The organism is Moraxella sp. CTOTU47579, from assembly GCF_032004885.1.
GTDB lineage: Bacteria > Pseudomonadota > Gammaproteobacteria > Pseudomonadales > Moraxellaceae > Faucicola > Faucicola tetraodonis.
Window position 1 is genome coordinate 104247 of sequence record NZ_DALZOJ010000001.1, and the last position, 16282, is coordinate 120528.

Genomic DNA, 16282 nt, shown 5'->3' on the forward strand with positions numbered 1-16282 from the left:
AGCCAAGCGTCGCGATTTTGCATTAAGTTAAAGCAACGCTTGGCAACGACTGATGGCATGGATGTAATTTAGCCATAAAAAGGAATTTACCATGAATTTTTCCCTTACCGAAGATCAACAAGCCTTTGCCGATTTGGCTGCCCAATTTGCCGCCAAATCGCTTGCCCCCAACGCTGCCGAATGGGATGCCACAGGCTATTTTCCCAAAGAGGTGTTCAAAGCCGCAGGTGAACTGGGCTTTATGGGGCTTTACACCAACCCTGATTTTGGCGGACTGGGCTTGCCGCGCCTTGATGCGGCAATTATCTTTGAAAAACTGGCGTATGGCGATACGTCAACCGCCGCATTCATGACCATTCACAACATGGTCGCTTGGATGATTGGCGAGTTTGCCAAACCTGAGGTTGCCGAAAAATACTTGTCTGAATTATTAGCGGGCGAAAAATTGGGTAGCTACTGTTTGACAGAGCCCAATGCTGGCTCAGATGCGGGTTCATTAAAAACCAAAGCGGTCAAACAAGGCGACTATTACCACATTACTGGGCAAAAAATGTTTATCTCTGGGGCAGGGGCGACCGATGTGCTTGTGGTGATGGCGCGCACCTCGGACAATGGGGCAAAAGGCGTGTCTGCCTTTATCGTCGATGCCAACAGCGATGGCATCAGCTATGGCAAAAATGAACATAAAATGGGTTGGAAAAACCAACCGACCGCGGCAGTGCATTTTACCGATGTCAAAGTCCCTGCCGAAAATCTACTGGGTGAAGAAGGACAGGGCTTTACCTTTGCCATGAAAGGCTTGGATGGTGGGCGTATCAATATCGCCACTTGCGCGGTGGGTACGGCTCAAGCTGCCCTTGACCGTGCCGTGCAGTATGTACAGGAGCGTAGCCAGTTTGGTAAAACCCTCGACCAATTCCAAAATGTGCAGTTTAAACTTGCCGATATGCTCACCCATTTGGTATCGGCTCGGCAGATGGTGCGATTGGCGGCGTATCATTTGGATAGCAAATCGCCTGATGCCACGGCGTATTGTGCGATGGCAAAACGCTTTGCCACGGATTTGAGTTTTGATATCGCCAACCAAGCGCTACAGCTACACGGGGGCTACGGTTATCTACAAGAATATCCCCTAGAGCGTCATGTGCGCGATTTGCGCGTGCATCAAATCCTAGAAGGCACCAATGAAGTGATGCGGATGATTGTGTCTCGCAAAATGATGGAAGATGGGGCGTTGGCAAGATTGCAATGAATTTAAAGGCATTCTAAAAGGAATTTACCATGTCAAATTACACCAATTTAAAATTAACAATCGACAATCACGTTGCGGTTTTGACGCTCAATAATCCGCCTGCCCACACTTGGACAAAGGACAGCTTAGCCAGTTTAAAGCAGCTCATTAGCGACTTAAATGCCAACAAACAAGTCACCGCTTTGGTGGTGCATGGCGATGGCGAAAAGTTTTTTTCCGCAGGGGCGGATTTAAACAGTTTTGCCAGTGGTGACAAAGGTCAAGCCGCGGAGATGGCGATGGCATTTGGAGAAGCGTTTGAAGCGTTATCGGATTTCCGTGGCGTGTCGATTGCCTGTATCAACGGCTATGCGATGGGTGGTGGTCTTGAGTGTGCATTGGCGTGCGATATCCGCATTGCCGAGAGCCATGCCCAAATGGCACTCCCTGAGCTATCTGTTGGCTTATTGCCATGTGCAGGCGGCACGCAAAACTTGCCGTGGCTGGTGGGTGAAGGCTGGGCAAAACGTATGATTTTATGCGGTGAGCGTATTAAGTCAGATAAGGCGCTGCAAATTGGTTTGGTGGAAGAAGTCGTGGAAAGTGGCAAAGGGTTACAAACGGCTTTAGAACTGGCTCAAAAAGTGGCGAAGCAATCCCCCGATGCGATTGCGTCGAGTAAAACCTTGATTATGTCGGCACGTTATCAACCACCAAGTTTTAACTGGATAAAGGAACGTGAGTTATTTATCAAGTTATTTGATGGCGACAACCAAAAAGAAGGCGTCAATGCGTTCCTTGAAAAACGCAGTCCAGAGTGGAAATAATCGTAAGGTGATTATATGGTGAAAGTTGTTTTTCGTGAAGCCCAACCCCTTGATTTTGACAAAGTCGCAAAATTGGTGACGGATGCCGATGAATTATATGTGATTTCACCAAAAAGTCATTTTCCGTGGACGGCTGAGCAGGTAGCAAACATTGCCCAAACCCGTGAGTTTAATACCGTTGCCATTGATAAAGATAGCCAAATAATCATTGGCTATGCCAATATGTACAATGTAACAGATAAGACCGCCTATATTGGCAATGTCATCGTGCATGATGAGTGCCGTAATCAGCAAATTGGCGAGCAGTTGATGCAGTATATGATGGCGATTTGCCAAGACAAGCAAGTAACGCCACACGTATCGGTGTTTAACCACAATACAGGGGCATTACGTTTTTACCATCGGCTTGGATTTGTGCCTTTTGCGATGCAAGAGCGAGAATTTCACCAAAATAAGATTATGCTGATTCATTGCCAATATTTAGAAAATAGTAAAGGAGAAACAATGCAAAACATAGAAAGCCCTGTCTTATTTGACACCATCGCCACCCACTGTGGTCACCACATCGGCACGATGACATTGAATGACCCGAAAGCCCTAAACGCCCTAAGCGTCGATATGTGCAAACTGATGGCAAATCAGCTCGCCAAATGGGCAACCGATGACAACATCGTCGCCATTTTGCTCAAAGGCAGTGGCGACAAGGCGTTCTGTGCAGGGGGCAATATCCGCAAACTGTACGACAGCATGATCGACACTCCGCCCCAAGTGCCTATGCAGCAGCCCAATCCGTACGGGGTTGAATTCTTCGAAAACGAATATAGCCTATACCGGCAAATGCACTTTTACCCAAAACCCATTATCTTGTGGGGTAACGGTATTGTCATGGGCGGTGGTATGGGCTTGATGGCGATGTGTAGCCATCGTATCGTCACCGAAACCACCCGTTTTGCCATGCCAGAGATTACCATCGGCTTATACCCTGATGCCACAGGTTCGTGGTTTTTGGCGCGTATGCCTGCCAAAATTGGGCTGTTTTTGGGCTTGACAGGGGCGAACTGCAATGCCAACGATGCGATTTTCTCTAGCCTTGCTGAATATGCCGTGGCAAGTAGCGAATACCACAAAGTGATTGACGCGCTAAAACAAGCCAATTGGCAAGCTGACTACAGTTTACATGATATCGCAAGCCATGCCTTAGCCAAAATTCATCATACCGAGCATTTAGCAGTCAGTCATTTGATGAAGCATTTTAATACTATCCAAGCAATAGTAAACAAAGGCTCAGTGCATGATATAGATGCAGCGTTGCGCGATGACAACTTCACCAAAGTCAACGGCGAAGCGGATAAATGGCTCGCCAAAGCGGTCGAAACTTATCAGCACGGTTGTCCCGTCAGCGCAGCATTGACGGTTGAGATGTTTAAACATGCCAGCAAATTATCGCTTGAGCAAGTGCTATATATGGAGATGAATGCGTCGCTACATTGTGTCAATTACCCCGATTTTCGTGAGGGTGTACGCGCCTTACTGATTGATAAAGACAAATCGCCAAAATGGTGTAAAACCCTTGATGAATGTGATGCCCGCTATATCCAGTCACATCTTGCGTCAGCTTTTCCCAACAGCGAACATCCATTTGAGGCTTGGTTGGGTAGCGATTCACTCTCAGCAAAATTAGCCAAACTTGCTGTATAAAGTTTACAAACACCACAACATACAAGGAATGTATATGCCAAATAATCAACAAACAGCCATTAAAAAAATTGCCTTTATCGGGCTTGGTAACATGGGCAAACCGATGGCAGAAAATCTTATCAAAAATGGCTTTGCCCTCAACGTATTTGACCTAAACACCGCCGTGCTAGACGACCTTGCCAAACAAGGGGCAAACGTGGCGACTTCACCTGTGGACGCAAGCAAAGAGGTGGATATGGTCATCACCATGTTACCTGCAGGTCAACATGTCAAAGATGTGTATCTGGGTAAAGACGGTAATAAAGGCTTGCTCGATGTGGTGAGTAAAGATACCTTGCTGGTCGATAGTAGTACCATCGCAGCGAGTGATGCGCGTGAAGTTGCCGAAGCTGCGGCAGATAAAGGCATTCAGTTTATGGATGCGCCCGTATCAGGCGGTACGGCAGGGGCAGCAGCAGGGACACTTAGCTTTATCGTGGGCGGGCAAGCTGAGCAATTTGAGCAAGTCAAACCCGTGCTAGAAGTGATGGGAAAAAATATCTTTCACGCTGGCGAGGTCGGTGCAGGTCAAGTCGCCAAAATCTGTAATAACATGCTGCTTGGCGTGATTATGACAGGGACAGCCGAAGCCATGAATCTGGGCGCCAAAAACGGATTAGACCCAAAAGTCTTAGCCAGTATTTTGTCAGCCAGCACCGGTCGTAACTGGGCGCTGGAAGTGTGTAATCCGCATCCCGATGTTGGCGATGCCATGCCATCAAGCCGTGGTTACACGGGTGGATTTATGAGTAAACTCATGCTCAAAGACATGAACCTTGCCAAACAAACAGCCAATGATACCAAGGTGGTGACACCAATGGCAGACCAAGCGACGGCGCTTTACACCAAACATAGTGAGCAGCATGGAGATAAGGATTTCTCAAGCATTATGGCGCATTATGATGCGAACGTTCTGCAATAAGTTTTGGCATTCAGCAAAAAGCTAGGATTTTTTTCTGGCTTTTTTAGGGTCGTTAATTCAAAAGTTAACGCAAAAATAGGGTAGAATTAGCGTCAATCCCAATTTATCGCATTAGTTTTATTATGTTTAATCCAATAGCACGCCCCAAAAAACCAAAAATTGTCTTTTTTGATATTGATGATACGTTGTACATCAAGCAGCAAGAAAGAGTGCCGCAATCCGCGATTGAGGCACTCAAACAATTAAAGCAGCAAGGCATTATGGTCGCTATCGCCACGGGTCGGGGTCGTGCGGTGTTCCCCAAAGCTGTGTATGAGCTCATTGAAACTGTGGGTATCGATGTGCTGGTCACCATCAACGGTCAATGCAGTCACCACCAAGGTGAATTGTTAGCGCATTATCCGATGACCACTGCGCAAATTAAACTGATTACCGATTATGTTGAATCAAACAATTTATCCTATGCCTACATGACAGATACGGAAATTATCGCGTTAGCGGAAGATGATGCGCTGTCAGAAGCTTTGAATTCACTTAAAATAGCTTACCGTACTGCCCGTCATGATGACATTGATTTGTCGATACCTATTTATCAAGTCGTGGCATTTCATCCTGACAACACGCAGGTAAATTTTGAATTCCCCGCAACTTTAAAAATCATGCGCTGGCACAAAAACGGTATCGATATTCTAGATGCGACAGGTTCGAAGGCCCGCGGCATTGCGCAGGCACTCAATAAACTGGGACTGTATTTTGAAGATGCGATGGCATTCGGCGATGGGGTGAATGATATCGAAATGCTACAGACAGTCGGCTTTGGCGTGGCGATGGGGAATGCTCATCCCGATGTGAAAGCAGCGGCTGACTATGTATGTCCAGCTGCGTGGGAAGATGGTATCTATCAAGGCTTACAACATTTGGGTTTGTTACCACATTGATGAGCCATCAAATGATTAAGCCCCGCCATGTTATATACAATTCATCAATAAAATCGCTTTAAGCGTTTTAACTTTGCCTTGTCAAAAATTCCAAGGATAACATTTAAATTTCCCCAAAAAACGCATCACGAATATCATCGGCAGCTTTTTGCATATCAGGTACAAACCCAATCAAGTCCTCAAGGGATTTGCGCGTTTTAGGTGCGGTTGTATACAGTGAACCAATGTAACGACCTTGGGTGTCATTGATTGCCACAGCAATTGAAACCGCTTCGGCAATATATTCTTCATCAGAAATTGCATAGCGCTGCTTGGCTACCTGTTCAAGGCTTTGATTGAGCGCATCCCTATCGGTAATCGTGGCAGGGGTGATAGCGGTTAACGATAAATTTTTTAGTAGCGTTACCCTATCGTCTTTTGTGAGCGTACTGAGGTAGATTTTACCAGCCGCCGTACACCAAATGGGTGCTTGCGAATCAGTAGGCATATACACTTGTAAGGCAGAAGGACAAGGTACGCGGTCGGTATATACCATGTTGACGTAATAGGGTACCGCCATGCCACAGGTTTCACCGATTTTATCCACCAGTCTTTGCAAAATCGCAAATCGCTGAATCGCCACTTGCTGGCTTTGCCAAAGATGAATCGCCATATGCCGCGTACGCGACGCAGGCACAATCGTACCATTGATATCGACCCGCACAAAGCCTTCCTCTTGCAGCTGCTGTATCAGCCGGTGCATGGTCGGTTTTGGAATATCCAAAATCTCAGACAAATCCAGCGGAGATAAAGGACGCTGTGCCGCAGACACGGCTTCGATGATTTTTAAAACACGGGTAATAGAAGAAACTCGAGCCATTATATTGTCTTTTTAAGTCTAGGGTCAGCACGTCGCCAGAAGAAATTGAAAAAAATATTTTGCAAAGTTGGCAGTGATTAAAGTGCAAGGTTTTTTGATTATACCAAATTTTTTTTAAACTTCACCTGCTATTTGCGGGTTCATCCTGCATAACCTCAGTGTTGCAGACCCAATTTGCTTTCAAATTGAGCTTGCGGTCAATATCCGCTAATATAGTCGGCATTTAACGCTTAACCAAGCCACATTTATCTATTTGGGGAACACACATGCCGCGTTTTGTCAGTTTTAATATCAATGGATTGCGGGCGCGCCCACACCAGCTTGAAGCCATTCGCGATATCATCGCGCCCGATGTCATCGGGCTACAAGAAACCAAAGTACATGATGATGCATTTCCGCTACAGAGCGTGCAGCAATTGGGCTATCATGTCGAGTTTTTTGGGCAAAAATCTCATTATGGCGTGGCGTTATTATCACGACAGCAACCTATTTTTGTACAAAAAGGCTTTCCAACCGATAGCGACGATGCGCAGCGACGATTTATCCATGCGCGCTATGATTTTAATGGCAAATATATTGATGTGCTTAATGGCTATTTTCCGCAAGGTGAAAATCGCAAGCATGAAACCAAATTTCCGATGAAGCGTAAATTCTATGCCGATTTAACCCACTATATCTTGCAGCTTAAAGCAGAAAATCGCAGTATGATTTTGATGGGGGATATGAATATTGCGCCGCTTGATTTTGATATTGGCATTAGCGAGGATAGTGTCAAACGTTGGCTAAAAAATGGCACGTGCTCGTTTTTACCAGAGGAGCGAGAGTGGTACCAAGCCCTGCTTGCGACAGATTTGCATGATACTTATCGGGCGTTATATGCCGATGGTCAAGCGCTGAGCTGGTTTGATTATCGCAGCAAGGGATTTGACGATGAGCCAAAGCGTGGGCTGCGGATTGACCATATTTTGATGACGCCTGATTTGCCGGATAAGCTCAACGGTGCAGGCGTCAGCTATGATTTGCGTGCCATGGAAAAACCCAGCGACCATGCCCCGATTTGGGCAGATTTTTTGGATTAATCAATTAAACAACAGTAAGGAGCGCTCTCATGCCAGTTGGCAATGTCGAACTTGTAAAATTAAACCCAGTGAAAGGGATAAAAATTGGCATCACCGAAGCCCACGTGCGCTATGCAGGGCGCAAAGACTTAACGGTTTTTGACATCATAGCGGGCGCAAATACCGCGGTTGTCACCACACAAAACCAATTTTGTGCCGCGCCTGTGCAGTTGCTGCGAGAATTTATCGCCAAAGACAGTCCCCGTTATTTGATTGTCAACACAGGCAACGCCAACGCTGCCACGGGTGAAGACGGTAAACAGCGTGCCAAAACAACGTGTGTGGCCTTGGCAGAAAAAACCGGTGTCGAAGCCGAGCAAGTATTGCCTTACTCCACCGGGGTGATTGGGGAAACCTTGCCGGCGGATAAAATCATCGCGGGGTTAGACAGCGCCTTAGCCAATTTAAGCGACGATAATTGGCTTGGCGCCGCCCACAGCATCATGACTACCGATACCACACCAAAAGGACATAGCGAACAAGTCACGATTGATGGCGTCACCTATACCGTGACAGGTATCTCAAAAGGAGCGGGCATGATTCGCCCCAATATGGCGACTATGCTTGGCTTTGTGGCAACCGATGCCAACATTGAAAAATCATTGCTACAAAATATCTTGACCGACACGGTGAATCAGTCATTTAACCGCATCACAGTGGATGGCGATACCTCGACCAATGACTGCTGTACGTTGATTGCCACAGGACAAGTTGGGGATGTGATTGACAGCGAAAATCACCCGCATTATCAAGCAATTTATGAGGCGATTAACAATGTAATGATTCGAATCGCTCAATTGATTGTACGTGATGGTGAAGGGGCAACCAAATTTATCACGGTCAAAGTGACAGGCGGTGAAACCGCTGAAGAATGTGCCAAAATCGCGTATGAAGTGGCGCATTCACCGCTGGTAAAAACCGCATTTTTTGCTAGCGACCCAAATTGGGGGCGTATTTTGGCAGCGGTAGGCAAAGCGGGCGTACTGCTTGACCAGTCAAAAGTGGCGGTATCACTCGATGATGTGCGTATCTGCGAGCGCGGCGGCTTGGCACATGACTATACCGAGGCGCGTGGTAGTGAGGTAATGAAGCGTCCTGAAATTACCATTCATATTGAATTGGGTCGTGGGCAGGCAAGTGATACCGTCTATACCTGTGATTTATCATACGAGTATGTCAAAATCAATGCTGATTATCGTTCTTAAAGTCAATCTTAAAGTCAATTAAAGGTAACGAATGAAAAAACTAACCACCCTGCTTTTTGTGCTGACCACCGCTGTTATCTTACAAGGGTGTGTGCATAAAATTGTCACTGTCCCTGTCAAAGTTGCCTATAAGACCACCAAAGGGGTGGTCAAAGGCACGGTAGCCGTCGCTAAAGCGGTGATACCAGGCGGCTAATACCAAGCGATAGTGACGACAAAAAAGACTAAACACAGGCTGTCTAGTCATTTATTTATGTCGCACTCGTTCATTGATGGCAATCATGTATGGCAATCATGCGTAGCGTCTTTGCCGTAACATTTCATACAGACAAAGTGACCCTGCTATCGCCACGTTTAGGCTTTCTTGACCATTGGGCTGGGGTAGGGCAATCGGGTTGGATTGACTAAGTAACCTCTCATCCACGCCTTGTCCTTCATGCCCCATAATCAAGGCTAGCGGTTGTCTCAAATCGGTCTGATAAATAATATGATCGGTATGTGAGCTTGTGGCAAACATCGGCACTTTGACCTTCATCAATACCTCATCTACGCTGATGCCTTCAAAAATCGTTAAACTAAAATTTGCCCCCATGCCCGCTCGCAAGGTTTTGGGCGACCACGCCGATGCTGTGCCCATCGTACAGACAATGGTTTTAATTCCCACGGCTGAGGCGGTGCGTAACAGTGTGCCTAGATTGCCATTGTCTTGGACACCATTGATGATTAAGCAATCGCTGGTAATGGGCTGATTAAAGTCTAAATGCGGCATATCAATCATCGCCATGATGGGCAGGCTCTCGCCCAGCGTGCGAATCTCTTTATACAGATTATCGCTAACCGTTAACGTTTTTACCTGGTTAAGCCGACCGAGCAGGGCGTTGATTTCGTCATTGTGCAAACCACTTTCGCTGACAATCACGGTGTCAGGCGTGAGACCAGCATTTAGATACGCTTCAAGCAGGTGCGTGCCTTCAATCACAGTTTTGCCCAGTTTTTTACGCTGGCGCGACGCAGTGAGAAGGGCATGAGCAGTTTTGATGGTTGGGTTGTCTTTTGAAGTGATAAGCATTATTTGACTTCTTCATGCAGCTTTTTAACATACTCCACTTCGTTTTTTGCCCCCAGTACTACAGGCACCCGTTGGTGGATACTGGTCGGCTCGATATCCAAAATACGATTGATAGCATCGGTACTCAAACCCCCTGCTTGCTCAATGAGTAAGCTCATCGGATTGGCTTCATACATCAGACGCAGTTTACCCGGTTTATCAGGGTGTTTGGTGTCAAATGGATAGCTAAAAATCCCCCCACGGCACAAAATACGGTGAATATCGCCCACCATCGCCGCCACCCAGCGCATATTAAAATCTTTACCACGTACGCCAGTTTTACCCGCCGTAAACTCGTCAATATAACGCTGCATCGGTGGCAACCAATAGCGATAGTTGGAGGCATTAATTGCATACTCTTTGGTATCTGCGCTGATTTGCACTTGGTCTTTGATTTGCACAAACGCTTTGGTATCTGGGTCAAGACTAAACATGGCGACACCCTTGCCAAGTGTGATTGACATCACAGTTGACGTGCCATACAAAATATAACCCGATGCCAACTGCGCCGTCCCTTTTTGCAAAAAGTCCTCATCCGTCGCAGGGTGACCTTGGTTGTTGTAGGGTAAAATCGAGAAAATTGTACCGACTGCCATATTAATATCGATATTGGATGAGCCATCAAGCGGGTCAAACAGTACCAACACATCGCCATCTTGATTGGCAGGGGTGGCGTTATCTAATTCTTCAGAAGCCACGCCCGCGCAATGCGGATTGCTGCTCAAAGCGTCTAGCAACAAATCATTGGCAATGACATCGAGCTTTTTTTGCTCTTCGCCCTGCACATTTTGGTTACCCGCTTCGCCCAAAATATCTGCGAGAGCGCCGCGTTTGAGCAAATCGCTAATTTGAATACCGACTTTGGTAATGGTGGTAATGATGTCGGCAATGGCAGGTTGGGCGTTTTGCGCGGCAAGATAAGTTTCAAGATTTGACATAAGTAGACCTTATTATAAAATTATAAATTAACACCCTAAGCCAATCACATACGATTAAGCAGTGTGAATTTAGACCTGATGAATTAAAAAAAATATAGACAATTTGCCGCAAATTGTAGCACTTTTTGACCCGTCTTATCAGCGATAATCGCAAAATATTGGCGTATTTATTCCAGCCGATTTACGGTAAAATAGGCAAAATTTATACAAATAACAACAAATCTAGGTGGCTGATGAATATTTTAAACACCCAAACCCTATCCAACGAAGCGCTACAGAGCAAGCTTGATCAAGCGATGGCAAAGCCAGAACTGACCGCAGCAGGCGATTTGCGGCATTTTATCGGTGTAGAAGGGTTATCCAAAGCCCAGCTGATGGCCATCATCGAAAAAGCCAATGGTTACTTAACCGACAATGCCGGTCGCCCCAATAGCATCCGTAACAGTGATGAGCTTGAAGGCTGTACGGTGATGAATTTGTTCTTTGAGAATTCTACCCGTACTCGCACCACCTTTGATGTGGCTGCCAAACGTCTTGGCGCCAGTGTCATCAGTATCGATATTGCCAAATCCAGTACCCAAAAAGGCGAAAGCTTACGCGATACGCTGTGGAATCTTGAAGCCATGACAGCGGATATCTTTGTGGTGCGTCATTCATCGAGTGGGGCTGCGCATTTTATGGCAACCGAAGTCACCCCAAATATTGCCATCATCAACGGTGGTGACGGCTGGCACGCGCATCCGACCCAAGCCATGCTCGATATGCTCACGATTTATCGTGAAGCGCCAAGACCGTTTAAGGAATTAACGGTAGCGATTATCGGCGATATCAAGCATAGCCGCGTTGCCCGTTCGGACATTGCAGCGCTCAAAACCTTGGGGGTTAAAGAAATTCGCGTCGTGGCGCCAAAGACATTATTACCAAAAGGCATTGAACGTTATGGTGTCAGTGTCTATAACGATTTGGATGCGGCGGTGGTTGACTGTGATGTCATCATTGGTCTACGTATTCAAAATGAGCGTATTGGCTCGCCGCTGTTGCCATCGACATCCGAGTATTTTAAAGCGTATGGCATTACCACCGAACGCCTTGCCCTTGCCAAACCTGACGCGCTTGTCATGCACCCAGGACCGATGAATCGCGGCGTTGAAATCTCATCAGCTGTTGCCGATGGCGAGCAATCGGTGATTTTAAAACAAGTCAATAACGGCATTGCGGTACGTATGGCGGTGTTGGCACTGGCTATGCAAGGGCAACGTGCCGCGCGCAGCGCATCTTAAATTTAGCGAAAAAAATGACAAAGTAGGCAAAACCAAAGTAGGCAAAACCATGACGCTTCAAAATCTTTTACCTGCCAACTGGCAATTTGATACCACGCAGCTTAACCCTATCGACAGCGATGGCAAATGGCTATTACCGCCGCTAGTGGATTTATGTGCGCGCCTGCGTGAACCTGGACACCAGTCGCATGGTACATTAAAATCAGAAGGCGCCGCGGCTCGAAAAAACGGTTTTTTGCATGTAGTTATACCACCCGATACCAACCCAGTACTTGAGAACGGCTCGTTACTGACAGGCTTGCGAGAGCGGGCTTATCAAGATGGTGGTATTCATCTGCATATATTGGGCGCGATGACCGCAGGCCTTGAAGGTGAAAAACCCGCCAATATGCTTGGGCTGAAGCAAGGTGGTATCATCGGGGTCAGCAATGCTCGCCGCAAATTCGCCAATGATGACGTACTACTGCAAGCCCTTGATTATGCGGCGACTTATGACATCAAAGTATTTTTTTACCCTGATGAACCCAGTTTATCCAAAAACGGTGTCGCCCATGATGGCTATATTGCATCTTATCACGGCTTGGCAGGGATTCCTTGGATTGCTGAAACGGTGGCGTTATCCAAGCAGCTGTTGATTGTCGAAGAAACAGGCGTATCGGCACATTTTGGTCAGCTAACCACCAAATCATCGATTGATTTGATTCGCTGGGCAAAACAAAGGGGCTTGCCGGTGACCTGTGATGTGGCGATGCACCAGTTACATTTAACCGATGATGCCTTGATTGGTTTTAATGCCTTGGCGTATGTGTTGCCGCCGCTGCGTTCCAATACAGACAAAAAAGCGCTGCAAGAAGGCTTGCAAGATGGCACTATCGATGCGATTTGTAGCCACCATGAGCCCTTGGCAAAAACCGCTAAACAAGCGCCATTTGCGGAGTGTAAACCCGGCATTAGCAACTTTGATACTTTTATGGGGCTCGCTTGTCAATTGGTCAAAGAAGGTATTTTAACCCCAGAGCAGCTAGTAGAAAAAATCGCACTCAACCCTGCCAAAATCGCTGGCATTGAAGCAAGCTACCATCAAACGGGCGGGGCGGTGTTGGTTGACCCCAGTCTGACTTGGACGGTGACTAAAGAATCGATGGTGTCGCAAGGCAAAAATACGCCATTTATCAATAGTGAGCTGATAGGGAAAGTCGAGCAAGTCTTTTTTTAGGCTTGTTTAAAGCTTGTTTTAAGTTTGTTTCAAGATTGGATACGGTAATTAATCATGCCAAAGGCGTTTAAGCAGTTACCCCCGACAGTGCCTAATAGCCATCATGCCAAGAACGCCATCATTATGGTCGCTATCTATGAGCTGGTAAAAGGATTGGTAGCGGTGGGGGTGGCGGCTATTATTTTTGTAGGGCATGATAAATTGCAATGGATTGCGCGGGTGGTTTCACAGGCGCTGCATCGTATCATGGGTATGGCACTGCACCACCAAATAGAAGCACTGAATCACTATGCTTGGGTCGCCAACCAAAATTGGCAAAAAGCCTTTTGGATAGTCATGGGCTATGCGCTGCTGCGTTTTGTGGAAACCTACGGTCTTTATCGAGATAAGATATGGGCGTATTGGTATAGTGTATTGGGCTATGGCGTGTTTTTGCCGCTTGAGGTTTATGAGTTATTTAGCCATCGGTTTAATTGGCTTAACTTTTTGATACTGCTAGTCAATATCGTCATTGTTGTGGTGGTCTATCGCAATATGCGCGCCAAAGGGTTATTGGGTAAAAAGATGACACAAGCTTAAGCTATCGATAAAAAAAGCGAGTAAAGAAGGGCAGAATCTGCCCTTCTTTACTCACCAAACTAGCTGTCTGTTCTAGCTATCTGGTTTATCTTTTTCCGTAATAATACGCGGGGATTTTTTACTCGTATTGGCTGCAATTTTTGATTTGATAAAATTGAAAGGATTGTACGGGCTATCGAGTACACTAGCCGGCACAATCTGACGAATTTTTGCCATTACCGCTGTATTATCACCTTTTGGTTTGTCATCATCCGCTAGGATTTTTGATTGGACTGTTTGGGTAGTAGTGATTTCATTGCTAAAACTCGTGTCATCTAAATTACTGATATCCCAACGCATATTGTCAAAATTATTGGCATTCAAATAATTGTCAATCGCAAATTTATGCTCGTCTTGGACATTGCCATTTTGTGTGGATGACGGATTGGCTTTGTTTTCGCTATGACTGTCGTATTCACTGTTACTTTCTTCAAGCGTTTTTAGCGGATGTTTGTCATCTAACCCCTTATCATTTGACAAGCGTGTCTGATTATCATGAGCTTGCTTATCCACTGAGGATTCATGTGATAATTCATCCGATAACTCATCGTTATTTAAGGCATTAAAATCACGCGGTTGACTCGACAAGCTACCCTGACCTTTAAAGTCAAGCGTACCATCAAAACCAGTCGCTTGCTCAGCGTCAGTTTCTTTGATGCGTTTATCTTCATTGACCACGTCACTGACTTGACCGCCTGATAGACCTGAGCCTTCACGTTGACCGGCTAGTTTGTTGCCTTTACCTTTATCTTTTTTTCCCTTATCTGGCTCGATGTCTTCGGCATTTGGAGCCTGACGCGGTGCGATACTGTCAAAAATACTTGCCATCGATATATCAAAATTATATTTGAGCATGGCTTCACCACGGGCTAAGGTATTAATCCATTGCACAGTCCAAGGCGCGTTATTTTTAAGTTTTCGCAAATCCTTTTCATGCGGCAAAGGATAGGGCATATTTTGATAAAAATCCCAAAAACTATAATCATCGAGCGAGCGTTTAAGGACATATTCATCTTTGTCACTGGTTGTGATGAGATTGTTATCTTGTAAAAAGCTAATATAAGTGTACCAATTTGGCATCTCTTGGCGACCTAGCACATCACGCAGACCGGCTTCGGTGACGACATTGCCTTTTTTATGCTCACGGTACAACACGTTTAGCATATCCATCAAACTAAACAAAGCATGACGTGGGAAAATTTCTTTGGTCTCAAAAATGGTCAAACAGTAGCTGATTTGTACGCCAAGCAGGATAATATTCCAAGAAATATAAATCCAAAGTAAGAACAACGGCAAAATTGCAAATGCCCCATACACCGCTTTATAACTGGTAAAGTTATCAACAATTGCACCAAAGGTGAGTTTTAAGATTTCAAAGATAATTCCAACCACAACACCGGCAACCAGCGCATGTTTAAAACGCACTTGGCAGCGCGGGATAAACCAATACATGGTCACCAACCCCATCAGCACAATCGCAATCGAGCCGATTTGTACCCAAATCGCCCAGTCAATCCCATAACCGCCAATTTTTTGATTTAAAAAGCTCAAACTTTGCACGGTACTTGAGATAATCATGACGATGGCAAGCACAATAGGTAACAGGGTAATAATCACCCAGTAACGCACAAGATTGAGCCAGCTAGTCTCTTTTTTTTCAACACGCCAAATTTGGTTAAACGCGGTTTCAATCGTCATTAAAGTGGAAATGGTGGTAAAAAACAGAATACCCACACCGATAATGGTTAGATTCGATGAATTACTGGTAAATTGGTTGAGATACTTGGTGACCTGTAATCCGGTACTGGGCAAAATATTGCTAAATATCAAGTTTTGAATCTGCTCACGCGCTTCTGCTAACTGCGGGATGGTGGAGAGAATCACCACCAACAAGGTTAAAATCGGCACAATAGACAGCAGCGTGGTATAAGTCAATAACGCAGCTTTTTGGCTACAATTATCATCGATAAAATTTTTGATAAGATACATCAAAAACTGCACCCATTTATGTTTAAAAATGGATAATTTTTTTAGTTTGGCAATGAGTTCATTCATAATAGTTCTTATTGATAAAAAATTTCAAAGTTTGACCATCAAATCGGCGAAAAAGGCAGTGATTGTATGGCAGTATGGTATCATATTCAAAAAAATTGTTTATTGAATTACTGTGAACAGTTTTGGTGTTTTGCAATTGGCAATCTGGCTAGTAGATTGCCTTGACCCTGCCATCAAAATTCATCCATCAAAATTTATTCACCCAAACTAGCTTGACGTAACAATTATCA

At 45.6% G+C, this 16282-nt stretch carries 15 protein-coding genes; 11 read left to right on the top strand and 4 right to left on the bottom strand.

Annotated features, from left to right (window positions below; translation table 11 throughout):
• The first annotated feature begins 91 nt into the window (after positions 1-91).
• The 5 genes from RTP55_RS00460 to RTP55_RS00480 all read left to right on the top strand — a co-directional run bounded on the left by RTP55_RS00460 (position 92) and on the right by RTP55_RS00480 (position 5655).
• Entirely contained in the window at positions 92-1252 is a 1161-nt protein-coding gene (locus RTP55_RS00460; RefSeq protein WP_312383371.1) for an acyl-CoA dehydrogenase family protein, read from the top strand.
• A 29-nt stretch (positions 1253-1281) separates the two neighbouring features.
• Positions 1282-2058, top strand: a complete 777-nt coding sequence (locus tag RTP55_RS00465; protein ID WP_312383373.1) for an enoyl-CoA hydratase — start codon at positions 1282-1284, stop codon at positions 2056-2058.
• Between the two features lie 15 nt (positions 2059-2073).
• Positions 2074-3756 carry a 3-hydroxyisobutyryl-CoA hydrolase gene (locus RTP55_RS00470; protein WP_312383374.1) on the top strand — a complete coding sequence of 561 codons (1683 nt, stop codon included), beginning with the start codon at positions 2074-2076 and terminating at the stop codon, positions 3754-3756.
• Between the two features lie 34 nt (positions 3757-3790).
• Positions 3791-4717, top strand: a complete 927-nt coding sequence (gene mmsB, locus RTP55_RS00475) for a 3-hydroxyisobutyrate dehydrogenase (protein WP_312383375.1) — start codon at positions 3791-3793, stop codon at positions 4715-4717.
• A gap of 122 nt (positions 4718-4839) precedes the next feature.
• Positions 4840-5655, top strand: coding sequence for a Cof-type HAD-IIB family hydrolase (locus RTP55_RS00480; RefSeq protein WP_312383377.1), 816 nt, complete (start codon positions 4840-4842; stop codon positions 5653-5655).
• Between the two features lie 103 nt (positions 5656-5758).
• Here the strand turns inward: RTP55_RS00480 and RTP55_RS00485 are convergent, their stop codons facing one another.
• Positions 5759-6514, bottom strand: coding sequence for an IclR family transcriptional regulator (locus tag RTP55_RS00485; protein WP_312383379.1), 756 nt, complete (start codon positions 6512-6514; stop codon positions 5759-5761).
• A 266-nt stretch (positions 6515-6780) separates the two neighbouring features.
• Between RTP55_RS00485 and xthA the strand changes: the two genes are divergently transcribed.
• The 3 genes from xthA to RTP55_RS00500 are packed head-to-tail and all read left to right on the top strand — an operon-like array spanning position 6781 to position 9033.
• Complete coding sequence (gene xthA, locus RTP55_RS00490; protein ID WP_312383380.1) at positions 6781-7593, top strand: exodeoxyribonuclease III; 813 nt, start codon at positions 6781-6783, stop codon at positions 7591-7593.
• 29 nt (positions 7594-7622) lie between these two features.
• Positions 7623-8837 carry a bifunctional glutamate N-acetyltransferase/amino-acid acetyltransferase ArgJ gene (argJ, locus tag RTP55_RS00495; protein ID WP_312383381.1) on the top strand — a complete coding sequence of 405 codons (1215 nt, stop codon included), beginning with the start codon at positions 7623-7625 and terminating at the stop codon, positions 8835-8837.
• A gap of 31 nt (positions 8838-8868) precedes the next feature.
• A complete protein-coding gene (locus RTP55_RS00500; RefSeq protein WP_172823558.1) occupies positions 8869-9033 on the top strand; it encodes an NF038104 family lipoprotein in 165 nt (54 codons plus the stop codon).
• Positions 9034-9129: 96 nt separating this feature from the next.
• Here the strand turns inward: RTP55_RS00500 and RTP55_RS00505 are convergent, their stop codons facing one another.
• Together RTP55_RS00505 and RTP55_RS00510 are read right to left on the bottom strand one after the other, a co-directional pair.
• On the bottom strand, positions 9130-9906 hold the full coding sequence (locus RTP55_RS00505; protein ID WP_312383383.1) for a TrmH family RNA methyltransferase: 777 nt from the start codon (positions 9904-9906) through the stop codon (positions 9130-9132).
• Positions 9906-10883, bottom strand: coding sequence for a class 1 fructose-bisphosphatase (locus tag RTP55_RS00510; protein WP_312383385.1), 978 nt, complete (start codon positions 10881-10883; stop codon positions 9906-9908). Before RTP55_RS00510 ends, RTP55_RS00505 begins: the two co-directional genes overlap by 1 nt.
• Before the next feature lie 296 nt (positions 10884-11179).
• Between RTP55_RS00510 and RTP55_RS00515 the strand changes: the two genes are divergently transcribed.
• Genes RTP55_RS00515 through RTP55_RS00525 form a run of 3 tightly spaced genes read left to right on the top strand, consistent with a single transcriptional unit; the run spans position 11180 to position 13958 of the window.
• Positions 11180-12163 carry an aspartate carbamoyltransferase catalytic subunit gene (locus tag RTP55_RS00515; protein WP_409418399.1) on the top strand — a complete coding sequence of 328 codons (984 nt, stop codon included), beginning with the start codon at positions 11180-11182 and terminating at the stop codon, positions 12161-12163.
• A gap of 49 nt (positions 12164-12212) precedes the next feature.
• A complete protein-coding gene (locus RTP55_RS00520) occupies positions 12213-13379 on the top strand; it encodes a dihydroorotase (RefSeq protein ID WP_312383390.1) in 1167 nt (388 codons plus the stop codon).
• A gap of 54 nt (positions 13380-13433) precedes the next feature.
• Positions 13434-13958, top strand: a complete 525-nt coding sequence (locus RTP55_RS00525; RefSeq protein ID WP_312383392.1) for a DUF2127 domain-containing protein — start codon at positions 13434-13436, stop codon at positions 13956-13958.
• A gap of 72 nt (positions 13959-14030) precedes the next feature.
• Here RTP55_RS00525 and RTP55_RS00530 read toward each other — a convergent pair whose 3' ends face one another.
• Entirely contained in the window at positions 14031-16052 is a 2022-nt protein-coding gene (locus RTP55_RS00530; RefSeq protein ID WP_312383394.1) for a YihY/virulence factor BrkB family protein, read from the bottom strand.
• Positions 16053-16282 lie beyond the last annotated feature (230 nt).